The 25,606-nt window shown below is 67.9% G+C and carries 24 protein-coding genes; 9 read left to right on the forward strand and 15 right to left on the reverse strand.

The features are described from left to right. Positions 1-130: 130 nt before the first annotated feature. The gene (locus tag HWX55_RS25860; protein ID WP_175977774.1) at positions 131-1,435 is read right to left on the reverse strand and encodes a hypothetical protein; all 1,305 of its coding nucleotides are present in this window, start codon (positions 1,433-1,435) and stop codon (positions 131-133) included. 104 nt (positions 1,436-1,539) lie between these two features. Next, positions 1,540-1,710 carry a rubredoxin gene (locus tag HWX55_RS25865; RefSeq protein WP_004186709.1) on the reverse strand — a complete coding sequence of 57 codons (171 nt, stop codon included), beginning with the start codon at positions 1,708-1,710 and terminating at the stop codon, positions 1,540-1,542. A gap of 255 nt (positions 1,711-1,965) precedes the next feature. Between HWX55_RS25865 and HWX55_RS25870 the strand changes: the two genes are divergently transcribed. From HWX55_RS25870 to HWX55_RS25880, 3 genes are all read left to right on the forward strand, one after another. After that, positions 1,966-2,832: a hydroxymethylpyrimidine/phosphomethylpyrimidine kinase gene (locus HWX55_RS25870; protein ID WP_124593927.1), complete on the forward strand. Its 867-nt coding sequence runs from the start codon at positions 1,966-1,968 to the stop codon at positions 2,830-2,832. A 353-nt stretch (positions 2,833-3,185) separates the two neighbouring features. Next, positions 3,186-3,971: an acyltransferase family protein gene (locus HWX55_RS25875; protein WP_279612699.1), complete on the forward strand. Its 786-nt coding sequence runs from the start codon at positions 3,186-3,188 to the stop codon at positions 3,969-3,971. A 12-nt stretch (positions 3,972-3,983) separates the two neighbouring features. Continuing rightward, on the forward strand, positions 3,984-4,325 hold the full coding sequence (locus HWX55_RS25880) for a hypothetical protein (protein WP_175977776.1): 342 nt from the start codon (positions 3,984-3,986) through the stop codon (positions 4,323-4,325). Positions 4,326-4,556: 231 nt separating this feature from the next. Here the strand turns inward: HWX55_RS25880 and groL are convergent, their stop codons facing one another. From groL to HWX55_RS25930, 10 genes are all read right to left on the reverse strand, one after another. After that, entirely contained in the window at positions 4,557-6,197 is a 1,641-nt protein-coding gene (groL, locus tag HWX55_RS25885) for a chaperonin GroEL (protein ID WP_006476740.1), read from the reverse strand. 46 nt (positions 6,198-6,243) lie between these two features. Beyond that, a complete protein-coding gene (gene groES, locus HWX55_RS25890) occupies positions 6,244-6,537 on the reverse strand; it encodes a co-chaperone GroES (protein WP_004186661.1) in 294 nt (97 codons plus the stop codon). Positions 6,538-6,931: 394 nt separating this feature from the next. Further along, on the reverse strand, positions 6,932-7,444 hold the full coding sequence (locus HWX55_RS25895) for an SRPBCC family protein (RefSeq protein WP_175977777.1): 513 nt from the start codon (positions 7,442-7,444) through the stop codon (positions 6,932-6,934). A gap of 44 nt (positions 7,445-7,488) precedes the next feature. Then, the gene (locus tag HWX55_RS25900) at positions 7,489-8,121 is read right to left on the reverse strand and encodes a DUF1571 domain-containing protein (RefSeq protein WP_175977778.1); all 633 of its coding nucleotides are present in this window, start codon (positions 8,119-8,121) and stop codon (positions 7,489-7,491) included. Continuing rightward, positions 8,118-8,537, reverse strand: coding sequence for a quinol oxidase (locus HWX55_RS25905; RefSeq protein ID WP_050011694.1), 420 nt, complete (start codon positions 8,535-8,537; stop codon positions 8,118-8,120). Before HWX55_RS25905 ends, HWX55_RS25900 begins: the two co-directional genes overlap by 4 nt. Before the next feature lie 26 nt (positions 8,538-8,563). Further along, the gene (locus HWX55_RS25910) at positions 8,564-9,346 is read right to left on the reverse strand and encodes an anti-sigma factor (RefSeq protein ID WP_175977779.1); all 783 of its coding nucleotides are present in this window, start codon (positions 9,344-9,346) and stop codon (positions 8,564-8,566) included. Continuing rightward, positions 9,343-9,858, reverse strand: coding sequence for a sigma-70 family RNA polymerase sigma factor (locus HWX55_RS25915; RefSeq protein ID WP_175977780.1), 516 nt, complete (start codon positions 9,856-9,858; stop codon positions 9,343-9,345). Before HWX55_RS25915 ends, HWX55_RS25910 begins: the two co-directional genes overlap by 4 nt. Positions 9,859-9,891: 33 nt before the next feature. Then, on the reverse strand, positions 9,892-10,251 hold the full coding sequence (locus HWX55_RS25920; RefSeq protein WP_175977781.1) for a hypothetical protein: 360 nt from the start codon (positions 10,249-10,251) through the stop codon (positions 9,892-9,894). Between the two features lie 346 nt (positions 10,252-10,597). Further along, the gene (locus HWX55_RS25925) at positions 10,598-11,842 is read right to left on the reverse strand and encodes an FAD-binding oxidoreductase (protein ID WP_175977782.1); all 1,245 of its coding nucleotides are present in this window, start codon (positions 11,840-11,842) and stop codon (positions 10,598-10,600) included. 67 nt (positions 11,843-11,909) lie between these two features. Next, positions 11,910-12,689 carry an ABC transporter substrate-binding protein gene (locus HWX55_RS25930; protein ID WP_050011697.1) on the reverse strand — a complete coding sequence of 260 codons (780 nt, stop codon included), beginning with the start codon at positions 12,687-12,689 and terminating at the stop codon, positions 11,910-11,912. Between the two features lie 380 nt (positions 12,690-13,069). Between HWX55_RS25930 and HWX55_RS25935 the strand changes: the two genes are divergently transcribed. The 5 genes from HWX55_RS25935 to HWX55_RS25955 all read left to right on the forward strand — a co-directional run bounded on the left by HWX55_RS25935 (position 13,070) and on the right by HWX55_RS25955 (position 18,406). Then, entirely contained in the window at positions 13,070-14,032 is a 963-nt protein-coding gene (locus HWX55_RS25935; protein ID WP_175977783.1) for an ornithine cyclodeaminase family protein, read from the forward strand. Beyond that, positions 14,029-14,823: a PAS domain-containing protein gene (locus HWX55_RS25940; RefSeq protein WP_069621215.1), complete on the forward strand. Its 795-nt coding sequence runs from the start codon at positions 14,029-14,031 to the stop codon at positions 14,821-14,823. The genes HWX55_RS25935 and HWX55_RS25940 overlap by 4 nt, the downstream gene beginning before the upstream one ends. Before the next feature lie 182 nt (positions 14,824-15,005). Continuing rightward, the gene (locus HWX55_RS25945; protein WP_175977784.1) at positions 15,006-15,737 is read left to right on the forward strand and encodes a DsbA family oxidoreductase; all 732 of its coding nucleotides are present in this window, start codon (positions 15,006-15,008) and stop codon (positions 15,735-15,737) included. A 129-nt stretch (positions 15,738-15,866) separates the two neighbouring features. Then, on the forward strand, positions 15,867-17,306 hold the full coding sequence (locus tag HWX55_RS25950) for an MFS transporter (protein ID WP_175977785.1): 1,440 nt from the start codon (positions 15,867-15,869) through the stop codon (positions 17,304-17,306). 311 nt (positions 17,307-17,617) lie between these two features. Then, on the forward strand, positions 17,618-18,406 hold the full coding sequence (locus HWX55_RS25955) for a sulfite exporter TauE/SafE family protein (protein WP_069621218.1): 789 nt from the start codon (positions 17,618-17,620) through the stop codon (positions 18,404-18,406). Positions 18,407-18,684: 278 nt separating this feature from the next. Here HWX55_RS25955 and HWX55_RS25960 read toward each other — a convergent pair whose 3' ends face one another. The 3 genes from HWX55_RS25960 to HWX55_RS25970 all read right to left on the reverse strand — a co-directional run bounded on the left by HWX55_RS25960 (position 18,685) and on the right by HWX55_RS25970 (position 23,728). Continuing rightward, entirely contained in the window at positions 18,685-20,520 is a 1,836-nt protein-coding gene (locus tag HWX55_RS25960; protein ID WP_175977786.1) for a peptidase S1, read from the reverse strand. 613 nt (positions 20,521-21,133) lie between these two features. After that, positions 21,134-23,224 (reverse strand): D-(-)-3-hydroxybutyrate oligomer hydrolase, encoded by a 2,091-nt coding sequence (locus tag HWX55_RS25965; RefSeq protein WP_175977787.1) that lies wholly within the window; start codon positions 23,222-23,224, stop codon positions 21,134-21,136. A gap of 138 nt (positions 23,225-23,362) precedes the next feature. Continuing rightward, positions 23,363-23,728, reverse strand: coding sequence for a BON domain-containing protein (locus tag HWX55_RS25970; protein WP_175977788.1), 366 nt, complete (start codon positions 23,726-23,728; stop codon positions 23,363-23,365). A gap of 432 nt (positions 23,729-24,160) precedes the next feature. On the opposite strand from HWX55_RS25970, the gene HWX55_RS25975 reads away from it, so the two are divergent. Further along, a complete protein-coding gene (locus HWX55_RS25975; RefSeq protein ID WP_124555691.1) occupies positions 24,161-25,603 on the forward strand; it encodes a TAXI family TRAP transporter solute-binding subunit in 1,443 nt (480 codons plus the stop codon). Positions 25,604-25,606: the final 3 nt, after the last annotated feature.

Genomic DNA, 25,606 nt, shown 5'->3' on the forward strand with positions numbered 1-25,606 from the left:
CAACGCCGCGCCGCGCTGGCAACGGCGCGCGCGGATCACACGGCACTCTAACACGCGCGCGGGCGCTGTCGGCAGCGTGTTGCAGGCCCGTGCGACAAGGGCCGCCGTCGCGTGTCCGTCCCCTTGTTCGTCAGGTCCGGCCGAGGGCCGTGCCGAGCGCTTCGGACGCCGCCGTGAGATCCGGCGGCGCGACGCCGGCCGCGATCTTCAGGAGCGCCGCGCGCAGCATGTCGGACGCGTGGCGGTGCGCATCGAGGCCGCCGTCGGCGAGCGGCACGCCGTGCGCTGCACGGCGCCACGCGAGGCCCAGCGTGTCGGCCAGCAGCGCCGCGTGGCCGAGCCCGAGCGCGCACGCGGCCGTGCCGACCCGGTAGGCGGCGGCGGACGCGTACCATGCGGCGCCGGCGTCGGCGGTGGCCGGGTTGGCCGCCAGGTCGGCCATCGACGCATCGGCGGTCTGCAGGAAATCCTCATAGGCATGCGCGTTGACGGTCACGACGCCGAGCGCACGGGTGGGCGCGGCGGCGGCGACCGCATCGTGCTCGGCGCGCGCGGCATCGGCCTCCCACAACGCTTCGGATGCGGGCGTGCCGGCGACGTGCCAGTCGACCGTCAATCCGTAGTCGTGCAGCACGTCGACGAGCGCGACGTCCTCGGCGGCGGCGCCGAACAGCGCGAAATCGCGCCACAGCAGCGCCACCGTCTCGCGCACCAGCTCGGGCGGCGCGCTGCGCCGGCCCTGCGCGTGTTCGCCGAGCAGCAGGTTGATCCGCGCGAGAAAGCGCTTCAGCTCGGGTGCGCCGCTTGCGCGCAGCGCGCGCACGCACGCGGCCGCGAGCCGCCAGAAATCGTACGGCCCGTCGTCGGTGAGCGCGGCCAGCATCGCGTCGACTTCGTCGAGCGCCGCGCCCGGCGCGCCGTGTTCGGCCCGCAGCATGCCGAGCAGCGCCTGCTCGTAGCGGGCGCGAATCCGGGGTGCGACTGCATCGGGCAGCGCGCGCAGCGTGGCAGGCGGCACCGCGCGGCCGACCAGCGCGAGCACATCGAGCGGCGTGCTCGCGCGCAGGTCGGCGGCGCTTTGCGCACGCAATGCACGGAAATGATCGAAGAGAACCGGCGAGCACGCGAGCTCGCGCAGGTTGTGGCGCCCGACGGCCGCACGAAAATCGTGCAGCGCCGCGCGCCAGCCGGTCGAAGTCGGCTCGGTGGCGACGAGCGGCACGGCGGCCGACAGTTGCCCGGCAAAACGCGCGGCCGGCAGCCAGCCGGCTTCCGCGAGCACGGCCGCGGCCGCCGCCAGCGGCGCCGCGGCGTCGTCGCGCCGCTCGAATGCGTCGGCGGCCGCCGCCAGCCACGCGTCGGCCGCGCGTACGGCCCCGCCGCGCGGGTTGGGCAATGCGTCAGGGTGGGGAACGTTCGCCGGATCGGACGTCATGGACACGCGCGCCTGTCATCGTCAAGTCGCTCGCGCGAACCGCGGCGCGCGAGCGCCGGGCCGGTGCGAGGCCTGAGCGGGGTGTCCGTGGGCCAGCGGTCCGATCAGATCTGGACCATCTCGAAGTCTTCCTTGCGGGCACCGCATTCGGGACACGTCCAATTGATCGGGACGTCTTCCCAGCGCGTGCCCGGGGCAATGCCCTCTTCCGGCAGCCCGGCTTCTTCGTCGTAAATCCAGCCACAAATCAGGCACATCCAGCTCTTGTATTCCATCTTAAGCCGCGTCGGGGAAAAGTCGGTAAATTCGGGAGCCATGATGGTACCGTGTCGGGGCCGGACTGCCTAGCAATCGCGCTGGAGGACGGCAACTACGTTGCGCTGCGCTAAAAAATCCGTCTTACCGGCCGGATTCCACCGCATAATGGTTGAAAAGTGCGGCCTGCCGGGCAACACAGGGCCGAACCAGCCCATTCGCCTCGCCGTCCGCATCTCCGTCGCTTGTCCGTTTTTCTCTTGCCCCATTTTTACATGTCCAGCAACGCCCCTCCGATCGTCCTCACCTTCGGCCTGTCCGATCCCACCGGCGGCTCCGGCCTCCAAGCCGATCTGATGACCCTGGCGAGCATGGGCTGTCACGGCGTGTCCGTCCTGACCGGCTATACCGTGCGCGACTCGGCCGCCTGCGATGAAGTGACCGGCCTCGACCCCGACGTCGTCGCCGCGCAGGCGCGCATGCTGCTCGAGGACATGCCGGTTGCCGCGTTCAAGATCGGCGCGGCGACGCGTGCGGAAGTCGTGAGCGCGATCGCCGAAGTCGTTGCCGACTACGACGGCGTGCCGCTCGTGCTCGCGCCGGACTTCACGCTCGACGACGAACACGTCCTCGCCGCCGACGACCTGCGCGAATCGATCGCCGACCTGCTCGCGCCGCAAACCACGTTGCTGGTCGCCGACCACGCGACGCTGATCGCGCTCGCGCAGCCGGACGGCGATGCCGAGGCGCCGAATCTCGACGCGGCCGTGTCGCACCTGCTGTCGCAGGGCTGCGAATACATCCTGTCGTCGGAAACGGGCTCGCACCGGCTCGTCAATACGCTGTACGGCGAGGAAGGCCAGCTTCGCGAAGACATGTGGGATCGCTCGCCGCACCGGCTGATGGGTATCACCGATACGCTCGGCGCAGCCATCGCGGCGCTGCTCGCGAACGGCCAGGAGCCGCCGGAAGCCGTGCGCGAGGCGCAGGAATACCTGTATCAGGCCGTGCGCGACGCGTTCCGGCCCGGCATGGGCGCGTACCTGCCCGACCGGTTCTTCTGGGCACGCAGCAACGACGAGTCGGACACGCCGCCGGCCGTGAAGGCCGATCTGGTGTCGAGGACGTCGCATCGGCATTGAAGGAGACTGGTGTGGCGCCCGCCGCGGGCGCCATCCGATGAATTCGGGCCAGTCAGCCCCGCAGCATAGGGAAAGAATTGCCAATTCCCGTGACGAGCCAGCGAAGAGACTTCCACAACTATCGACCGCCGCATTTACCGCATTCGCGACGGCCTCTCGGCGGCGGGACGAAAAACCGCCGACCGCTCGAAATCGATACTGTCTGAGCCGGGCCGCGCGCGCGGAAGCCCGTGATTTCGATCGGACTACGGCCCTGGACGTGAGCGGATTCCGGTTACAAACCGACTTGGGAGGCGTGGAAACAGGCCCCAGTGGTATATTCCGCACTTTCAGACCGTCCCGGCCATAACAATATGACACCGACAAATAGAAACGGAAAAATCGTATTTGCGAACCAACTACGAGGGCTGGCTGTGTTGTCTGTCATCATCGCCCATTATCTCGGGGTTTATTGGTTCGGACGTGACGTTGTCGCTCAGACTATCGGCGCCCCGCTCGTTGAAGGAGGCGCGCCGCGTATCTTCCCATACGTTTTCTTTGCGCCGACGTTCAACTATGGCCCGTTCGGAGTAGCGATCTTCTTCCTGATCAGCGGCTTCGTCATCCCATTTTCGCTGGAGAAGCTGGGCGGCATGAAGTTCATTGCAGCGCGACTATTCAGAATTTTCCCCACTTACTGGACGGCCACCTTCATCACCCTGGGCGCCATCCATCTGTCGACCCGACTTTGGGGAAGCGAGTTCTACATCACATCCCGCGAAGTAACGTGGAACCTACTGCTGTTCCATCAGCAAATGAACATCCCCAGCATCGACATGGTCAATTGGACACTGTGTATCGAGGTGCTTTTCTACGTCGCAGCTTTGTTGACGTGGCCGTTCATCAAGCGCGCATCGGCCCTCGCATTGGTGAACTTCTCTCTAGCCGTTATGGCTCTAGTCACATGGTGGCCGGCCTCGTGGGACACAGTTCAAGTGGGCTCGACACCGGTAACGCTGGCTTTTTTCAAGTACCAGCTCATGATGGTCAGTTTCCTGTTCATCGGAACCTTGTTCAACTTCCAGTTGAATCGACGTATCTCCATCGCGACGCTGTTCGGATCCGCCATTGCCATGTTCATCGCCTTTCTTGCCGCGTGACCACACACGCCCTTGGCTGATCAGTTTTGGGCAACGCCGATCAACTACTTCTATGCCTTGGTGGTTTTTTCGTTCTGCTTCCTGCTGCGGGACCGTTTCAGGCCACTGAAGATCGTCGATTTTTTTGCCAACATCAGCTATCCGCTTTATCTCGTACATGCGGTGACCGGTTACGCAATCATCCGCCTCTTGATGTTTCACCATTTCAGGTACTACCAAGCCGCTGCAGTTGCCCTTTTCGTCGCGGTTGCAATTGCCTATGTCCTGCACCGAATCGTGGAAATGCCTACCGCAAACATTTGGAAGCTACGCAAACCCATACCTGGTCAAGAAAAGCCAGCCGAAGCGACGTAAGCGAAACCATGGCTCCGGCAAGCGCCCGGGCCGCTAGCTGAAATTGTGCGAATCGCTTCGGAGTGAATGCTTTGCCTGTCGCACGGTATCGCGCGGCGCAATATCCGCCACACAACTTGTCTGACTCCCCGCGTCGCACACGCATAAAAAAAGACCCGCATCGCTGCGGGTCTTTTCTTTTGGCTGGAACGCGCATCGCTGCGCGCTCCGGACACCGTCGACCGAAGTCGATTACATGTCCATGCCCATGCCGCCCATGCCGCCCGGCATGCCGCCCGGCATCGGTGCATCTTCCTTCGGCAGTTCTGCGACAGCTGCGTCCGTCGTCAGCAGCAGGCCTGCAACCGAAGCTGCGTTCTGCAGTGCGGTGCGCGTGACCTTGGTCGGGTCGACGACGCCGGCTTCAACCATGTCGACGTACTCGCCCGTTGCTGCGTTGTAGCCGTAGTTGCCCTTGCCTGCAGCAACCGCCGCCACCACGACGCTGGCTTCTTCGCCGCCGTTCGTGACGATCTGGCGCAGCGGCTCTTCCATTGCGCGCAGCACGATCTTGATGCCGGCGTTCTGGTCGGCGTTCGCGCCGGTCAGGCCTGCGATCGCGGTGCGTGCGCGGATCAGCGCAACGCCGCCACCTGCAACGATGCCTTCTTCCACAGCTGCGCGCGTCGCGTGCAGTGCGTCTTCGACACGTGCCTTCTTTTCCTTCATTTCGACTTCGGTCGCAGCACCGACCTTGATCACTGCAACGCCGCCTGCCAGCTTGGCCACGCGCTCTTGCAGCTTTTCACGGTCGTAGTCCGACGTCGCTTCTTCGATTTGCGCGCGCACTTGCTTCACGCGTGCTTCGATGTTCACGGCTTCGCCTGCGCCGTCGATGATCGTCGTGTTTTCCTTGCCCACTTCGATGCGCTTCGCCTGGCCCAGTTCTGCCAGCGTTGCCTTCTCGAGCGTCAGGCCGGTTTCTTCCGCGACGACTTGACCGCCGGTCAGGATCGCGATGTCTTCCAGCATTGCCTTGCGACGATCGCCGAAGCCCGGCGCCTTGACCGCAACGGTCTTCAGGATGCCGCGGATGTTGTTGACGACCAGCGTGGCCAGTGCCTCGCCTTCGACGTCTTCAGCGATGATCAGCAGCGGACGGCCAGCCTTCGCGACTTGCTCGAGCACCGGCAGCAGATCACGGATGTTCGACACCTTCTTGTCGTGCAGCAGCACGAACGGGTTGTCGAGGACGGCGACTTGCTTGTCCGGGTTGTTGATGAAGTACGGCGACAGGTAGCCGCGGTCGAATTGCATGCCTTCGACGACGTCGAGCTCGTCGGCCAGCGACTTGCCGTCTTCGACGGTGATCACGCCTTCCTTGCCGACCTTGTCCATCGCTTCAGCGATGCGATCGCCGATCGACGAGTCGCTGTTCGCCGAGATCGAGCCGACCTGTGCGATTTCCTTGTTGGTCGTGCACGGCTTGCTGATCTTCTTCAGCTCTTCGACAGCCGCTGCGACTGCCTTGTCGATGCCGCGCTTCAGGTCCATCGGGTTCATGCCCGATGCGACGTACTTCATGCCTTCGCGAACGATCGATTGCGCGAGGACGGTCGCCGTCGTCGTGCCGTCGCCTGCGTTATCGCTGGTCTTGGAAGCGACTTCCTTGACCATTTGCGCGCCCATGTTCTGGAGCTTGTCCTTCAGCTCGATTTCCTTCGCGACCGACACACCGTCCTTGGTGACCGTCGGGCCGCCGAAGCTGCGCTCGAGCACGACGTTGCGGCCCTTCGGACCCAGCGTGACCTTGACTGCGTTGGCGAGAATGTTCACGCCTTCGACCATCTTCGAACGGGCGGAATCGCCGAATACGACGTCTTTAGCTGCCATCTTCTAACTCCTTGAATTCTTGGGAATATGTACCGTCGGAGGACGCTTACTTGGCGTTGACCACGGCCATGATGTCTTCTTCGCGCATGACCAGCAGTTCCTGGCCGTCGACCTTCACGGTCTGACCTGCGTACTTGCCGAACAGGACACGATCGCCGACCTTCACGTCGAGCGCGATCGGGGCGCCCTTGTCGTCGCGCTTGCCCGGGCCGATGGCCAGGACTTCGCCCTGATCCGGCTTTTCAGCAGCGGCGTCGGGGATCACGATGCCCGAGGCGGTCTTGGTTTCCTGATCCAGGCGCTTGACGATCACGCGATCGTGCAAAGGACGAAGGTTCATATTCACTCCTCTCTTGACTGAGATTGAAGAACGCTTAGGGAATCTGCCTGGCTTGGCGCCCGGCAGAGAATTGTTAGCACTCTCGTGCAGCGAGTGCTAATTATATGGACGGGTTTTGACAAATTCAAGAAGGGAAACCGGAGGAATTTTCGGGGCGGCGGCGCGGCGGGAAAAACACACGAAAACAACAAAAACCCCTTTTAAAACAAAGCCATGTCGAATGCGACCGACCCGACAGGCGGGCCCCTGCGGCCCGCTGATCCCATCCAGCCCCGTTTGGACACCGGGTAAGCCCGGAGTTCCCGGGACCGGTGACATCGCATCGAAAAAACCGCGCGGACGCCGATTTCGTCTGTCGCGACGTGCTCGCTCGCCGGCGTCGCCGGGGCCGATTTCATGCGTCGGCGCAGTCCGCGCCGGACAACGGCCGGAAGATCCGGCCGTCGGTCTCGACGGCCGCGCCCAGCCGCCGCGCGAGTCCCTTCGCGCCTTCGCGCATCACGACGTCGTGGTTCCATCGGAACAGCGGCCGCGCGAGCGGCTCCAGCCAGTTCATCCAGCCGTGCGTGCGGATGTGCCAGTCGTAGCGCACGACGGTGCGCGCGCCGTCGGCGGCGAACGACCAGCAGCCGTCGCCCTCGATCGCGCCGCTCGCATGGCCTTCGAGCGCATGCGGCCGTTCGACGCGCCGCACGCGCATGTCGAAGGTCAGCCGGTACGGCAGCGCGCCCTTCCAGGTATACCGGTGCAACGCGCCGACGCCGCGCGCGTCGCCAGGCTCGAGCTCGACGGTGCGCACGGCGCCCTTCCACCAGTCGGGCCAGCGATCGACCTGGTAGATCGCGTCCCAGACCGCCGCGAGCGGCGCATCCACCCGCCAGGTCGTCGAAAACCGGTACTCCGCCATGCAGCCTCCGGCATGCGCGTTCAGGAACGCGGATCGGCGCGCCGTCAGGGCGCGAAGAAACGCTCGGGAAACGCGACGTCGATCTCCACGTCGTCGAGCGTCACGGTTTCGAGCGGCACGTCGTCGTCGCCCGCATAGCTGACGACCTTCAGCGGAAAACCGTCCGCGGCGTCGAGCCACAACCGGTAGCGATGCACGCCGTCGATCGTGTGCGCGGGTGCGCCCGTGACCAGCACGCGCTGCGCGGTCCGGCCGCCGACGGCCTCCTCGCCTTCGGTCACCGTCGCGCCGCCCTGCTGCAGCGCATGCACGTTGCGCAGCAGTTCGCCGACGTCCGAGCGGTCGACCCGGTGGCCGGTACGGTCGCGCACGAGCGGATTGGACGGCGACAGCGTCAGCGCGGGCGGCGCATGCGTGCCGAACGGGCGCAGCCGGACCTTGCCGTCGCCGGGATCGTACGCGAGCACCGCGCCGCGATGCGGCGACACGAAATCCATCCGGACGAAGCCCGGTTTCAGGTACGCGTAGCGGATTTCAGTGCGCTCGCCGTCGCGCGCCGACGAGCGGATCGTCGCGCGGTACGAGCGGACGTGGTCGAAATGCGCCTGCGCGACGGTCACGGGATCGGCTGTCATGCTCGCTCCTATCAGGCTCGCGGCCAGCAACGCGGCGATCACGGCGCCGCCTCGACTTCGAGTACGCCTTCCATCCCGCGCTCGCGATGGCTGCTGAAAAACAGCAGCCGGTGCGTGCAATAGTAGGCGAATCGCCCCGGCTGCACCGGCGTGAAACGAAACGTCTTCGGCGTCGTGCCGAGCTCGGTGCGTACCGCGATGCCGGCCTGCGGCGCGTCGATCTCGAAGCTGTGCGGCACCACGCCGGGCTCGGCCGACACGGTCAGTTCGACCGGCGCGTGCGCGCGAACGATCACGTGATTCGGCCGGAAGAAATAGCTGCCGCCGACGATCGTCACGCGCTGCACGCCGTCCGCGTCGATCGGCACGCGCAGGGGCGTGTCGGCATCCGCGTGCGCAAGCACCGTGCCCGCGGCGAACACCGCCAGTACGAGCCCCTTCATCGTCGCCATCTTCATCGCCTGCTCCCTGCGGGCGCCGCGCGTCAGCCCTTCCACGCGTCGGTCGGCCCGCCCAGCGCACCGCATGCGTCGATCGCAAGCTCGCGCAGACGCCGTTCGTCGCCACGGCCGGACAGCGCATAACCCATGCCGCGATCCGACCAGAAATACGTGTAGCGGCCGCTCACCGACAGCGCGTGCGGCGCGAGACGCCGCGCATCGTATGCGGTCATGTACAGCGTCACGCGCGCACCGTCCGCGCGCTGGTACATCAGCTGCGCGGCCGGCCCCGCGTCGCCGGGCAGCAACCGGCCGCCCAGCAGCGCGTAACCGTATTCGTCGAGCGACGGCGCGCGCACCGGCCGGCCGACGCGCGCCGACAACCATGCGGCCAGACGCTCGGGATCGGCCGCACCGACTTCCACCGGATGTTCGCGGTCGGCCGCGTACACCGCGTAGGCGACATCGGCGCGCGCGGCGAACGCCGGTTCGCGGCCGAATGCCGCCCAGCCCGCATGCAGCGCGACACCGATCAGCAGCCCGGCCGCCAGCCCCGCGAACGCATGCGCGACCGCGCGCCAGCGCGGCGCGCGGCGCTGCACGAACAACGCGGGCGCCGCGCCCGGCAGCGGGAACAGCGCCTTCAGCGCATCGCGCTGCGCGCGGTAATGCGCGAATCGTTCGGCTTCCTGCGGATCGGCCTGCAGGCGCGCGAGCACCTCGCGCCGCTCGTGCCCGGACAGTTCGCCGTCCAGCAGCGCGGACAGCAGTTGCGCCGACGCATCGTCTCCCTGCTCGTTCGACGGCTTGCGCGGATCGTCCATCATGGCTTCCCGATCACCCGTAACGTGGCCGTGCCGTGCGTCGACGGCGCGTCCGACAGCAATGCGCGCATCTGCGCGCGCGCCCGCGCGAGCCGCGACATCACCGTGCCCACCGGCACGCCGAGCACCTGCGCGGCATCGCGATAGCTCAACTCCTCCAGCGCGACCAGCAGCAGCACCTCGCGCTGTTCGACCGGCAGCCGGTACAGCGCACGCTGCACGTCGCGCAACTCCAGCCCGCCGACCTCGCCGGCCGGCGCGGCCATCGTCTGCCACGGCGCCGTCGCGTCGTCGACCGCGATCTCGTGCCGCGCGCGCAACTGGTCGATGAAGCGGTGCCGCAACAGCGTCAGCAGCCACGCGCGCACGTTGCCGCCGTCGCGCGGCGGCCGGTTCAGCGCACGCTCGAGCGTGTCCTGCACGAGATCGTCGGCCCACGCGCGCTCGCCCGTCAGCGCACGCGCATAGCGCGTGAGATGCGGAAGCCACACCAGCAGGTCCGATTCATAGCTCATCGGGGCGCCTCGCGCGTCGCCGCGCGGTCACGGTCACGGCCGCGCGACGTGCCACATGCCGCCGATTCCGTCGCCGCTCGCGTCGCCGGCCTTGTGGTCCATCTTCCAGCGATACAGCGGGCGGCCGCGGTATGCCCATTGCTTTTTGCCGTCGTCGCGGGCGACGAGGCTCAGCGCGCCCGACGCCTTGTCGTACGCGTCGGCGAGCGCGGGCGGCCAGTTGGCCGCGCACGTGCCGTCGCACATGCTCTTGCCCGGCGCATCGCGATCGAACACGTACAGCGTCATGTGCGCTTCGTCGACCAGTTTCCCGTCGCCGACCTGGGGCGGTTCCGCGGCCGCCGGCCGCACGATCGTCACCGTCAGCGCGGCAGCGAAGAGCATCCGTTTCATTCCCGTTCTCCTTGGCGTCGTGTCGCGACACGGTGCCGCCGAACGGGACGATCGGCTTCGTCGCGATCATTATCCCGCCGGCCGGCTGTGCCGGAACTCGGTATGTAAACGGACGGCGGCGGCCGGTTATTCCATGCGGCGGCGCGACGGGTGGTGGCGATCATTCATGCGACGAAAGCACGCGGGACGCCTGAATGTCTTTCTTGTCGATTAGCAGATCATTTTCGACAGCGCGGATTTCGACCACCCGGGCAGCAGAACGAAAAACCGTGAAATACGCGCATTGCCACCGGCGCGTGCCGGCGGCGCGTGCCGGCGGCCGACGCCGCAACTGCGCGCGGCCGGCTCAGCCGAAGCGTGCGGGCCGATACGGATGCGGATCGATATAGGTCGGCGCACCCGTCATCATTTCGGCGAGCAGGCGGCCGGTCGCGGGCCCCAGCGTGAGCCCGTGATGGCAGTGGCCGAACGCGAACCACAAATGGCGATGGCGCGGCGCGGGCCCGATCACCGGACGCATGTCGGGCGTGCACGGCCGCATCCCGAACCACGGTTCCGGATCGAGCCGCTCGCCGATGCCGAATGCGTCGCGCGCCAGCGGTTCGGCGCGCGCGAGTTGCACGCCGGTCGGCGGCGCATCACGCGGCGCGATCTCGACGCCCGTCGTGAGCCGCAGGCGGCCGCCTTCCATCGGCGCGACGACGAAACCGGCCTCGGTATCGCACACGGGCACGGTCAGCGGCGTGCGCGTCGGCCGGTAATGCATGTGATAGCCGCGCTTCGCGCGCAGCGGAATCCGGTAGCCGAGCGGCGCGAACACCTGATCGGACCACGGCCCGAGCGCGACCACGGCCGAGCGCGCCGAGATCGGCCCGTGTTCGGATCGGACCTGCCAGCCGTCATCGACCTGCACGAGCGTCGTCGCGTCGCCGTGCACGAACGTGCCGCCGTCGCGCTCGAACAGCCGCGCATAGGCCTTGGTCAGCCCGCCCGGGCTCGACACGGTCTTCGGGTCCTGCCAGTGGAAGGCGCCGCAGAAGGCGTCGCCGATACCGGGCTCTCGCGCGCGCAGCGCATGCGCGTCGAGCACGGTCATCCGCAACCCGTGCGCGGCGGCGACCTGCTGCTGCACACGGGCTTCCGCGTCGAACAGCCCCGGTGAACGAAACGCCTCGATCCATCCGCCGTCGTGCACGAGCGGCTGCGCGTCGGTGCGTGCGAGCAGCGCATCGTGCTCGACGACGCTCGCCGCGACGAGCGGCAGCAGGTCGCGCGCGGCGGCCGCGAGCCGCTGCGGCGACGATTCGCGCCAGAAGCGCGCGAGCCAGCCCGCATACGCAGGTAGCGCGCGGTAATCCCAATAGAGATCGACCGAACGGTTGCGCGCGTAGCGCAGCAGCGTGCCGAGCCGGCGCGGAAACGCATACGGCACGACCGACGAGCGCTCGATCAGCCCCGCATTGCCGTGGCTGGTTTCCTCGCCGGGCGCGCGCCGGTCGACGAGCGCGACGCGCAGCCCGCGATCCTGCAGATGCAGCGCCGACGACACGCCGACGATGCCGGCCCCCAGAACGATGACGTCGAAATCCATGGTCCCCCGCACTGCGTCGAGATGGGATGCGCCGTGCGCCGGCCCCGTGGCCGGCACGCGGCGGCGCTTACTTCGCGATGATGTCGCGCTTGAAGTACTTCTGCGACAGCGCGCTCAGCGTGCCGTCCTTCTTCAGCGCGTCGAGCGCGCCGACGATCTTCGCCTGCAGCGCCTTGTCGTTCTTGCGCATCCCGAAGCCGGTGCCTTCGCCGAGCGTCGCCGGATCCTTCAGCGGCTCGCCGACGATCCGGTAGTCGCGGCCGGCCGGCTTGTCGAGGAAGCCGTCCTGCGCGGTCTGCGCTTCCTGCACGGCCGCGTCGAGACGACCCGCGACGAGATCGGCGTAGATCTGGTCCTGATCCGGGTACGACACGACGTCCACGCCCGCATTGGCCCAGTGCGCCTTCAGGAAATCCTCCTGCGACGAGCCCTGCAGCACGCCGACGTGCTTGCCGCGCAGGCTCGCGACGTCGGGCTTCAGCGGCGAGCCGTGCTTCGCGACCATCACGATCGGCACCACGTAGATCGCCGGCGTGAAATCGATGCTTTGCTTGCGCTTCGCTGTGATGTTCATCGCCGAGTTGATTGCGTCGAACTTGCGCGCCTGCAGCGCCGGGATCAGCCCGTCGAACGCGTTCTCGACCCACACGCACTTCATGTTCAGCTTCGCGCATACCGCATTGCCGACGTCGACGTCGAAACCCTGCAACTGACCGGCCGGCGTCTTGCTTTCGAACGGCGGATAGGCGGCTTCGATCCCGAAGCGCAACGTGGTCTGTTCCGCATGGGCCGTGACGGCCGCGCACGCGAGCGCCGCAGCGGCGCAGAGGGAAAGTTTCCAGTTCATGACGGTCCTTCTGTTCTGGAGTGAGGCGATGAAGATCGGTCGCACGACGCCCTCGGTCGGACGCCGGGTCGGGATTCGGCGCAGGCGGCCGCCGCATGGCGACGTGTCGGGCTCTGTACGCGAAATATAGACTCAAAGTCTATTATAGACTATAGGGGATACGAGGAGATCGCCGCGTTGCCCGACGTCCAAATTTCGTCGCCCGAGCCAAAACACCGTTGATTCCGTGGCATTTTTCATGATCCCAGCACCGCCACGACATCTCGAAAATAAAAACTATCCCGATTTTGTTTGTCTATATTAGACTTTTAGTCCACAACAAACCCCGCCGGACACCGTCTTTCGAGACTTTCTGTCCAGCCCGCACCGGAGATGTCCCGATGACGCAACCCCGCCCCACCCTGCCGCTGACCGTCGACGAAGCCGCGGTGCGCGCGGCGCTGCCGTCGCTCGACGTGCTCGGCACGCTGCGCCGCATGTTCGCGTCGCTCGCCGCGGCGCGCGCGGTGCAGCCGCCGCAGACGCTCACGCCGTTTCCCGACCAGGCCGGCGACTTCATCACGTATCTCGGCGCGCTCGCCGACGAGCAGGTATTCGGCGCGAAGCTGTCGCCGTATGTCGTGACAGGCGGCAAACCCATCGTCACCGCATGGACCGCCTTGATGTCGATGCAAACCGGCCAGCCGCTGATGTGGTGCGACGCCGGGCTGCTGACCGTCGAACGCACGGCCGGCACGACGGCGCTCGCGGTCGACTGCCTCGCGCCGCGCGACGCGCGTCGTCTGGCGATCGTCGGCGCGGGCGCGGTCGGCCTCGCGCACCTGCGGCACACGGCGGCGCTGCGCGACTGGGACACGATCCGCGTGTACTCGCCCGCGCTGGCCGGCGATGCGGCGCTGCAAGCGAGCCTCGCCGCGCACGACCCGCGCGCACGCGCGGCGGCGAGCATCGAGGAATGCGTGCGCGACGCGGACGTGGCGATGCTGTGCACGTCGTCGGGCACACCCGTGCTCGGCGACGGGATGCTCACGCGCGCCGCGCTCGTCACGTCGATCAGCACGAACGTCGCGCGCGCACACGAAATCCCGCCCGCGTGGCTGCCGGACATGGACGTCTACTGCGACTACCGGCACACGACGCCCGCGAGCGCCGGCGAGATGCAGATCGCGGCGGCCGAGCACGGCTGGGATGCCGGCCGGATCGTCGGCGACCTGCCCGCGCTCGTCGCCGGCACCTGCGCGGCGCCGTCGCGCACGCGTCACGCATTCTTCCGCTCGATCGGCCTCGGGCTCGAGGACATCGCGATCGCGCACGCGCTGTACACGCATCTGACGCACGGATGAGCGCCCCTCGCGCGCGGGGCCGATACAATGGCGCAACCGCCGCGGCGGCCGCGCGCGGGCGCACGGGCATGCCGGCCGACGGTGCGCCGGCCCGCCGGCCCGACACGCTGCCCGGCTCCCGCCCACCCGAGATCGCGATACCGATGCGCAAGAAGAAATCTCCCGTCAAAGACCTGCTGCTCACCCGCTATGCGCCGATCGCCGACGGTATCGCCGCGCTGTTCTTCCCGTACGCGGAAGTCGTGATCCACGACCTGCACGACCAGACCGTGCTGTATCTGGCGAACAACCTGTCGAAGCGCGAGGTCGGCGACGATTCCGCGCTCGAGGAAATCGATCATTCGGCACGCGAGCGCGTGATCGGCCCGTACGAGAAGCTGAACTGGGACGGCCGGCGGATGCGCTGCGTGAGCAACGTGCTGTTCGACGACGAAGGCCGCCCGGCGGGGATGATGTGCATCAACTTCAACATCGCGGTGTTCGACGAGGTGCGCGCGACGCTCGACCTGTTCATCAAGGGCGCGGGCGTCGTCGCACAGCCCGACGAGCTGTTCCGCGACGACTGGCAGGAGCGCATCAATACGTTCCTGCACGGCTGGCTGCGCGAGCGGCAGGTCGGGCTGAACGGGCTCACGCGCGAGCACCGGCGCGAACTCGTCGAGGCGCTGTACGCGGAAGGCGCGTTTCGCGGCAAGAGCGCGGCGAACTACGTCGCGAACGTGCTCGGGATGGGGCGCGCGACGGTCTACAAGCATCTGAAGCATCTGAAGGAAACGCAGGGCGACGCCTGAGCGCGCAGCGGCGGGCGTGATGTCGGCAGGCTCCGGTCACCGGTACCGGGCCGCCGATTCCGCGTCGAGGCTTCGCGATGCGCGGGTGCGGCCCGGATGCTGCACGGGCCTGCGGACGACGGAGTCTGGAAGCATAAAGTGATATAGTCTCAGTTACACTTTTTTGCTGCCCCGTACCGCCCATGACGACCGCTCCCATTCCGACTGCCCGCCCGACCCTGACCGTCGAAATCTGGTCCGACCTGATCTGCCCATGGTGCTGGATCGGCAAGCACCGCTTCGACGAGGCGCTGGCCGCGTTCGCGCACGCGGACCGCGTCGACGTCGCGCTGCGCGCGTACCGGCTGATGCCCGGCCAGCCCGTCGAGCCGGTCGAGGCGATGCTCGCAGGCAAATACCGGATGGCGCCCGCGCAGGTCGACCAGATGTTGCGCCAGGTGACGGAGGCGGCCGCGAGCGTCGGGCTGCGCTACGACCTGCCCGGCACGCTCGTCGGCGACACGCTCGACGGCCACCGGCTCGTGAAGCTCGCGCAAGCGTCGGGCCGCGCGCATGCGCTGACCGAGCGGCTCTATCGCGCCTATTTCTGCGAGCACGGTTCGCTGTTCGATCATGCCGCGCTGACCGAATTCGCGGTCGAAGCCGGGCTCGAGCGCTCGGCCGTCGAAGTGGTGCTGCGCGGCGACGCGTACCGCGACGAAGTCGAAGCCGACATCGCACGCGCCGCGCAGATCGGCGGGCGCGGCGTGCCGCTGTTCGTGTTCGGCGGCCGCTACGCTGTATCGGGCGCGCAGCCGGCCGACGCGTTCGCGCAGGCGCTCGACCACGCGTGGCGCGACGGCGTCGTCGAACTGGGCGGCAGCGACGCGGCCGCCTGCGGCCCCGACGGCTGCGAACTGCCGGCCCGGTCGTAACGCACACCCCGCTGTGCGCGCGGCGGCGCGCGCCACTACGCGACGCTCCTGCCACAAACCGGCAGGAAGCCCGCGCCGTCGACGTCTACAATGCATCCTTTCAAATAACTATCAGAAGGGTGCAGGCTCATGACCCACGGGATTCACGGCGAGAAGCGCTGGTACGCGCTGATCGTGCTCTGCCTCGGCGTGCTGATGATCGTGCTCGACAGCACGATCGTGAACGTTGCGCTGCCGTCGATCAGCACCGATCTTCACTTCACCGAAACGGCCCTCGTGTGGGTCGTCAATGCATACCTGCTGACATTCGGCGGCTGCCTGCTGCTCGGCGGCCGGTTCGGCGACCTGTACGGCCAGCGGCGCATGTTTCTCGCGGGCCTCGTCGTGTTCACGCTCGCGTCGCTCGCCTGCGGGCTCGCGCAATCGCAGGCGATGCTGATCGCCGCGCGCGCGGTGCAGGGGCTCGGCGGCGCGGTCGTGTCGGCCGTCTCGCTGTCGCTGATCATGAACCTGTTCACCGAACCCGGCGAACGCGCTCGCGCGATGGGCGTCTACGGCTTCGTGTGCGCGGGCGGCGGCAGCATCGGCGTGCTGCTCGGCGGGCTGCTGACGAGCGCGCTGTCGTGGCACTGGATCTTCCTCGTCAACCTGCCGATCGGCGTCGCGGTCTACGCGATGTGCGCCGCGCTGCTGCCGCGCGTGCGCGCGCCGGCCGGCACCGCGCGGCTCGACGTGGCGGGCGCGATCACGGTGACGGCATCGCTGATGCTGGCCGTCTACGGAATCGTCAGCGGCAACGAGGCCGGTTGGCTGTCGACGCAGACCGTCGCTCTGATCGGCGCGGCCGTCGTGCTGCTCGCGCTGTTCATCGCGATCGAATCGCGCGCCGCGCACCCGCTGATGCCGCTCACGCTGTTCGCCGCGCGCAACGTCGCGCTCGCGAACGCGATCGCCGTGCTGTGGGCGGCCGCGATGTTCGCGTGGTTCTTCCTGTCCGCGCTGTACATGCAGCGCGTGCTCGGCTACGGGCCGCTGCAGGTCGGCCTCGCGTTCCTGCCGGCGAACCTGATCATGGCGGCGTTCTCGCTCGGGCTGTCGGCGCGGATCGTGATGCGCTTCGGGATCCGCGGCCCGATCGCCGCCGGCCTGCTGATCGCGGCGTGCGGCCTTGCGCTGTTCTCGCGCGCGCCGGTCGACGGCGGTTTCGTGTGGCACGTGCTGCCCGGCATGACGCTGCTGGGCATTGGTGCAGGCGTCGCGTTCAATCCGGTGCTGCTCGCCGCGATGAACGACGTCGATCCGGCCGATTCCGGGCTCGCGTCGGGGATCGTCAACACCGCGTTCATGATGGGCGGCGCGCTCGGGCTCGCGGTCCTCGCGAGTCTCGCCGGCGCCCGCACGGATGCGCTCGCGGCGGCGCAAGCGGCGCCGCTCGACGCACTGAACGGCGGCTACCACGCGGCCTTCGCGTTCGGCGCGGCGTCTGCGGCCGTGGCCGCGCTGACCGGTCTGGCGCTGCGCATCCGGTCGCCACGCGCGGTCGAAGGCGCCGGGCCCGCGATGCACTGAGCGTCGACGGGCGGGTTGGAACCCGGCATCGAATCGGGGCGCGCATTGTCGCGCCCTTTCTTATCCGCGCCGGATACGCGGCGTCCGCCCCCGGTTCGTCATCGCTTTCAGGCCGGTCGCCATCGTCGCCCGCCCCCCGTTCAAACGCCCGTTTTACGTCCCGCCGGCCGCCTGCGGTGCAGACCTTCCCGGCCGATTTTTAACGCAGTCGTACATTGACGCGCCACTTTTGCGACAATGGCGGACTTTGACGCGCGCGCAGCGCCGCCGCCGCGCGCCGCCGCCGAACGCCACATAACCGCCTGCCTCCGATGTCGCTTCCCCATATCGATCTGCTGTACTCGCTGTCCGGCCTGTTCGTCGGCATTCTCGTCGGCCTGACGGGCGTCGGCGGCGGTTCGTTGATGACGCCGATCCTCGTGCTGCTGTTCGGCGTCCACCCGGCGACGGCCGTGGGCACGGACCTGCTGTACGCGGCCGCGACCAAGGCCACCGGCACGCTCGTCCACGGCCTGAAAGGCTCGGTCGACTGGCGCATCACGGGCCGGCTCGCGGTGGGCAGCGTGCCGGCCGCGGCGCTCACGCTGTGGTGGCTGCACACGCACGGGATGAACACGCCGGGCACGGCGAGAATGATCCAGCTCGTGCTCGGGGTCGCGCTGCTGCTCACGTCGCTCGCGCTGATCTTTCGCCCTCAACTCACGGCATTCGCCGCGCGCAACCCGCTCACGCCGAACCCCGCGCGCACGCTGTGGTCGACCGTGCTGACGGGCGCCGTGCTGGGCGTGCTCGTATCGATGACGTCGGTCGGCGCCGGCGCGATCGGCGTGACCGTGCTCCTGCTGCTGTATCCGCTGCTGGCGACGACCCGCATCGTCGGTTCCGACATCGCGCATGCGGTGCCGCTCACGCTGGTCGCGGGCATGGGCCACTGGCTGCTCGGCTCCGTCGACTGGTCGATGCTGCTGTCGCTGCTGCTCGGTTCGCTGCCCGGCATCGTGATCGGCAGCCTGCTGTCGGCGCGCGCGCCCGAGCGGCTGCTGCGCAACCTGCTCGCGTCGACCCTGGTGGCGGTGGGCGTGCGGCTCGTGCTGGCGTAAGCGGGCCTCGCATCTGGTGACAAACGCCACCGTCGGCGCATGCCGATCCTCAATAGAGGGCTTTTCATCCCTGTTTTGAGGATTGAGGAAGCCATCACCTGCGACTTCCGGGGCGATACCCCCTCCGACACAAAAAGATGCCCCCGGAGTCCACGACTCTCGGGGGCATCTTGTGGAACGACAGCCACACCATCAACGCACACGACCCGCCACGTCGGCACGCACGCGCGCGTGCACGTTCCGCCGCGGCGGGCGGCGCCCGCCGCCCGCCACGCTTACTACTGCCCCTGCTGCTGTAGTTTCTGCTGCTTCATCTGCTGCGTGCGCGCCTGCAGCTTCAGCACGCGTTGCAGCGCAGTCCGGTTCGCGAGGATGCCGTCGTAGAAGTTGGCGAGATCGCCCTTCAGCGCGGTCCGCGACGCGTCGTTCAGATAGATCATGTGGCCCGACGGGTAGTTCTTGATCGTCAGGTTCTGCGCCTTGAGCGTCGGATCGAGCGGCATCTGCGCGAGCGTCAACTCCGTCTGGTGGAACGGCGTGACGGCGTCGAAATAGCCGTTCGCCGACAGCACCTTCAGGTCCGGATTCACGCTCATCGTCGACGCCAGGTCGCCGGCCGTATACAGCGTATTGCCGCCGCCCTTGTTCGCGCCGGTCGGATCCGTGTGGCTGAAGTCCCAGTTGTTGAAGACCTGGTCGTTCAGGTCCACGAACGACGACGTCGACGTGTACTTGAGATCGGTGTTGATGTAGCTGTTCCACAGCACCGTGTACGCGCCGCCGACGTTCGTGATCGACGGATCGTTGCTGCCCGAGTTCGGCAGGATGTACGGCGCGATGCCCTTGCCCGTGAAGTTCGCGCGACCGTCGTACTGGCCGATCTGCGTCCCCGGCACGAGCGTCAGGAAGAACGTGTACGGCGGGTTGTCGTCCGACGACGGCACGTTGCCGAGCGCGGCCGGGTTGCCGAAGGTCTGGATCAGCGACGTCGGGTCCGTGCCGATGTACGCGCCCATCTGCTGCGCGGTCTGCAGCTTCAGGTTCAGCCGCACGTTCACGAAGCCGCCGTCCTGCGGATTCGGCTTTTGCGCGAGCGGCGCGAGCGTGTTGTCCGCGTAGTGGCGGGCCTGCACCATGTACGCGTCGAGATCGGTCGGCGCCGGGTTGAGCGTCGTCTTCTTCCAGTAGAACGCATCGGCCGCGAGCGTCGGGAACGTGCCCGGCGCGGACAGCGCGTTCGCATAGTCGAGGATCGACGACTGCAGCGTGATCCCGTTCAGGTCGATGCCGTCCTCGTGCAGCACCCACGACACGACCGCGCTGCGCGCGGTGCCGTACGACTCGCCGTACAGGAACTTCGGCGAATTCCAGCGCGAGTACTTGGTCAGGTAGCGCTGGATGAAGCGGTCGATCGAGCGCGCATCCTGGTCGGTGCCCCAGAAGTCCTTGTTCTTCGCCGGCGCGATCGCCGTCGAGTAGCCGGTGCCGACCGGGTTGATGAACACGAGGTCGGTGCGGTCGAGCAGGCTGTCCGGATTGTCGAGCAGCTTGTACGGCGCGGGCGGCGTGAAGTTCGGGAACGACGACTGCAGGCGCTTCGGCCCGTACGAGCCGAGCAGCAGGTAGACCGACGACGAGCCCGGGCCGCCGTTGTAGAAGAACGTGACCGGGCGCGGCTTCGACGGGTCGGGATTGTCCTGCGTGTACGCGACGTAGAACATCTTCGCGTTCGGCGCCGACGTGACCGGATCGATCGTCGTCAGGTGGCCGGTGGTGGCCGTGTACTGGATCGTCTTGCCGCCGATCGCGACCTGGCGGTGCACGACCGCCGCGCCTTCCGTCGAATCCGTGACCGCATCGTTCGGCCCGGTGCCGTACACGTCGGTGTCGACGTACGGCTGGTCGGGCGCGGTGGCCGCCGTTGCGTCGGTGGTGGCCGACGTGCCGCCGCTGGACGTCGCGGCCGCGGTGGCGGCCGACGCGGCCGGGCTCGGCCCGTCGTCGCCGCCGCACCCCGTGACGAGCAGCGCCGCGGCCGCCGCGGCGGCGAGCGGTACGCTCAAGGTCGTTCCGAATAGCGCGAAACCGTCTTTCAAGGACTTGCGTGTCGTCATTATTGCCTCTCGAACAGAACGATAAATACCGCCGGTCGCAAAGGATCATTTGCGCCGGCGCTCCGCACCGGGAATGCATTCGTTATGTGACGCACTCCGAGTTTTTTACCGGATCGGCGAATACCGATCGGCACGATTTACCCCGCCTACTTTTTGCAACCGCACAATGGCACAAACTCCATTGGCAACGATAATTCGATGATTCACCGCAATACGGATTCATTCCGCGGATTCGCACGCACAACGAAAGCGACGGACAAAATCACGCCTCGCAAAGCCCGCCCCGCAAGGCGTCTTCGCTTCGAATAGACGAACGATCCCCATCGGCGAGATACCAATTAATCGCGAAACCGCGATCAATCGCGACTCGAGCCGATTGAATAAAATCGAAAGGATCGATTAACCAAATGGAAAGTAATATTCTCGTAATCTGATTTATTAAATTAAGTGAAAATACCGGCGCATAATAGGTTCCGGATTTATCGCCGTAAAGTAAGAATTTGTTACGGCGCTCGCCATTCGGATAAAAAGGCAGTCCGGGACCGATTCCAGAAACGCCGATAAAAAGAGCCGGACGGCTGTCCGGCTTGCTGGAGGCGCGTGACGGGCGCCGTCAGAGCGGCACGTCGATCGTGCCGACGCCGACGGAAATCGCATTCGCGCCCGGCGCGGCCGAGATCGGCGGCAGGTTCGCGCTCGTCAGCGCGGGCGCGGCGCCCGGCGTGCCGCCGCGCGGCACCGTGCGGATCACCTGCGACGGCGGCAGCGCCGCGCCGCTCTTCAGGCGCTTCCACATCAGGTTCAGCGCCTGCACGTTGTAGTAGTGAACCGGCACGAAGCGCGTGTCGAAGCCCGGCACCGACAGGAACGCGTCGAAGTGCTGGCCGTTCGTCACTTCGTAGAACACCAACTGGCTGCGCCCGGCTTCGCTGATCCCGTTCTGCGCGACGTACGCGCGCGACGCGTGGTTCACGGGCACGAGCGCGTCGCTGCGGCCCTGCACGATGATCGCCGGCTTGCCGTGCAGGTTCGCGTTCACGCGCACCGCGTCGACGTTCGCGGGCATCCCGAGCATCCCGTTCGTCCACAGCTGGCGCAGGCACAGCGCGCCCGCGAAGCTTGCATCGGGCGTCGCGAGCCGGTGGTCGACGCCCGCGCCGTTGTTGAACACGAGATTGATGCCGGCCGTCGGCGGCACGCCGTTGCCGACGCCGAACACGGCCGGCATCGGCGACGCGGCGGGCGCCGCGACCGCGCCCGTCGCCGCGTTCGTCGTCGCGAAGCTGAAGTTGCACAGGTTGTCGGTGACGCGCGAGCGCGTGTACGCGTTCGCATAGGTGACCGCGATCGCGGGAATCGCCTGCGAATCCCACATCGACGCCTGCAACAGGTCGGAATCGGCCAGATAGCCGGCCGCATGGAGCTGCGCGAGCGCGTCGGCCGCCTGGCTCTGCGTGTCGGCGCCCGCCACCAGCCCGGCCGCGGCGAGCGTCGCGCAGCGCTGCGTACGGATCGACTGCGTGGTCGCGGACGGCAGCGCGCTCAGGTACGGTGCGCCGGCGAGCGACGCCGACGCGGCCGCGCACGGTTCCAGCAGGTTCGCGAGCGTCGCGTAATCGGCCAGCGGCCGGCCGAACGACGGCGCCGGCTGGCCGCCCGTCCGGACGACCGCATTCGGCGCCATCCGCACGTTGATCTGCGGCTCGCCGACCACGACCGCGGTAATCCAGCCGCGGCTGTCCTGCTCGGCCGCCGCGAGCGACGCGCCGCCGCCGTTGCTGACCGACGCGGCGATCGTCGTGATGTCGCCCGCGCGATAGCGCACGGCGTGATGCGTGCCGTTGATCAGCGGGCCGAACTGCTCGTTGAGCGCCCAGTATGCGAATTCGACCGCCTGCAGCGTCACGCGCCCCCAGTCCTGTTCCGGATTCTGTTGCGAATGCGCGTGCTTGAACGCATAGCGGTTCGGGAAGCGGCTGTTGAACGCGGCGAGATCGCCGCTCGTCACGTTCGCGGTGAACAGGCTCGCGGTGCCGGCCAGCACCGCGTCGGCGAGCGTGCCGTCGATCAGCGTGACGGTGTCGGAGCCGAGCTCGTGCGCGCCGTTGCCGCCGCCCTTGTCGTTGTAAGCGACCGCGCAGCCGCGCTTGAGCGCCCATTCGCCGGCCGCGGAAATCGCGCCGTACACGCCGCGCGAGCCGGACGACGTCGCGGTGACGATGCAGGGCTGCGCGGGATTGAAGCTGGCAGGCACCTGCACGAGCAGCGTCACGTTCTTGGCGCCGCTGCCGTCGTCGGCATACGCGAGATATTCGGTGCCGGGGATCTTGCCTTCGCCGAGCGTGTCGTTGCCGTCGAGGTCGACGTTCGGCCCCCAGAAGCGGCCGTAGCCGCCGTTCGCGCTCATGTCGACGAGCGCGCGGTAGTTCGACCAGATCGCGAGGCGGCGCAATTCGGCGCTCGTCGGCCGCGCCGGGTTCGCGAAGCCCGGCGCGGTCGCCGCCGCGAGGCCCGTCTTGCCGAGGCCGGCCGTCAGCAGGTCGTCGCTCGCGCCGTCGTAGGCCGTCGTGCGCACGCTGCCGAACACGAAGCCGGGCAACCGGTTGCGCTCGGCCGACTCGTCGCCGTTGCAGGCGCCGAGCATCGCGACCGCGGCCAGCGCCGCCCCCCACACCACCCGCTTGCCCCACCCGAACTTCGTCATCGCCGCCCCCTCGATATCGTTATCGGTCCGTCGCCGCGCCGCGCGCGGCTGTCGGCCCCCTGAAGCGCAAACGGGCCCCGGCATGCCGGGACCCGCCTGAAACGGGCGCGCGCGGCGCTCGCGCGCCGCCGCCCGGCGTTACTGCTGCTGAACCGTCAGCTTGTTCGTGACCGACGTCACGCCGCTCACGCCCTTCGCCGCCTCTTCCGCCTTGTCGATCTGAGCCTGGTCGGGCACCGTGCCCTCCAGCGTGATCGCGCCGCCCTTCGAGCGCACGACGATGTTGGCCACGTCGATGCCGCCCGCCTTCGTAATGGCCTTGCGCACCGCATAGCCGAGCTTGCGGTTCGCCTTCTTCGCGGTTTTCGCGGCGGCTTTCGGCGCGCTCGTCGCGGCCGCCGGCGCTTCCGTTGCCGCTGCGTCGCTCGACTGCGCATATACGCTGCCCGACAGACAGGCCGCCACGGCGGCGACGCCCAACGCTCTCAACACGATCGACTTCATGCTATCTCCTTATCACTCCGGAACGGCCGTGCACAGTACGGCCGGATACCCCCAAAAACAGCCGGCCCGCGCGCGAACGGGCGGGACAGCCGGTGTTTTCCACGGCGATACGAGAGAGGCGTCACGGGCCGGCGGCCGGCGCACGCGAAAGCGGGCCGGCCGGGCCGGGCAGCCGCCGGCCGGACGCGCCCGGTCTCATGACGTGCCGGGTCGCGCGCGAATCGGGCGCGGCTGCGTGGCACAATGTAATCCAGCGCCCGCCGAAGCGCAAAGCTTTTGACGCCGGGATGCCCGCCGCCGTCGCGGTGCCGCGGTGCAATACCGCCCCGACTCGCGCAGGCGCGGGGAAACCGGGTACCATCGCCGCGAGAATCCGCATCGTCCCGCGACGACCGTCACCGATGCGTCACGCCAGCGTCATCCGCCGATCCCATGAAGCCTGCCCGTCCCCGCCCGCCGCGCCGCATCCTCGCCCGCTTCGTCGCCGTGTCGTGGCGCGACCTCGCGCTGTCGATCGGCCCGACCGTGCTGCTCGCCGGCGCGGCCGTCTGGCTCGCGGTCAAGCTGATCCAGCCAGCGCCGCCGTCCACGCTCGTGATTTCGGCCGGGCCGCCCGGCAGCACGTACTGGAACGCCGCGCAGAAATACAAGACGATCCTCGCGAAAAACGGCGTCACGCTCGACGTTCAATCGTCCGAAGGTTCCGCGCAGAACCTCGCGCGGCTGTCGAACCCGAACGCGCCGGTCGACGTCGGCTTCGTGCAGAGCGGCATCGGCCCGAAGGAGCGCGACGAGCATCTGGTGTCGCTCGGCAGCATCGGCTACGTGCCGCTCGCGATCATGTACCGCGGCCCGGTCGTCGCGCGCCTGTCCGATTTCAAGGGCAAGCGGCTCGCGCTCGGCGCCGAAGGCAGCGGCGCGCGCGAACTGAGCCTCGCGCTGCTGAAGATGAACGGCATCGTGCCGGGCGGCCCGACCGAGCTGCTGCCGACCGCCGGCGAGGACGCCGCGACCGCGCTGCTCGACGGCAAGATCGACGCCGCGTTCCTGTCCGGCGACTCGACGCAGATCCCGGTGATGGCGAAGCTGTTCCGCGCGCCCGGCGTGCACGTGTATTCGTTCACGCAGGCCGAGGCGTACGCGCGGCGCTTTCCGTACCTGACCGCGATCACGCTGCCGATGGGCGTCTACGATCTCGGCCGCAACCTGCCGCCGGCCGACATCCACACGGTCGCGCCGACGATCGAACTCGTCGCGCGCGACTCGCTGCACCCGGCGCTGTCCGACCTGCTGATCGAGGCCGCGCGCGAAGTGCACGGCCACGCGACGATCCTGCAGCACGCGGGCGAATTCCCGTCGTCCGTCACGCGCGGCTTTCCGCTGTCCGACGACGCCGCGCGCTACTACAAGTCGGGCAAGAGCTTCCTGTACCGGCGGCTGCCGTTCTGGGTCGCGAGCCTCGTCGACCGGCTGCTGGTCGTGGTCGTGCCGCTGATCGTCGTGCTGATCCCCGGGCTGCGGCTCGTGCCGTCGCTGTACGGCTGGCGCGTGCGCTCGCGCATCTACCGCTGGTACGGCGCGCTGATCGCGCTCGAGCGCCGCGCGCTCGGCGAACATACGGCCGAGGAGCGCGTGCAGCTGCTCGACGAGCTCGACGACATCGAGGAAGCCGTGAACCGGATGAAGATGCCGCTCGCGTACGCCGGGCAGTTCTACGTGCTGCGCGAGCACATCGGCTTCGTGCGCGAACGGCTCACCGCGCACGACCAGGATGCGCCGGCGGGCCCGCCCGGCGCCGGCAATTCGCCGGCGCGCGCGGAAACCGGCCCGCCGCCGGCCGGCGATGGCCCCCGGGCGACTCCCGGTTCCGCGTGAGCG

This window comes from Burkholderia sp. BCC1047 (genome assembly GCF_902833155.1).
Lineage (GTDB): Bacteria > Pseudomonadota > Gammaproteobacteria > Burkholderiales > Burkholderiaceae > Burkholderia > Burkholderia sola.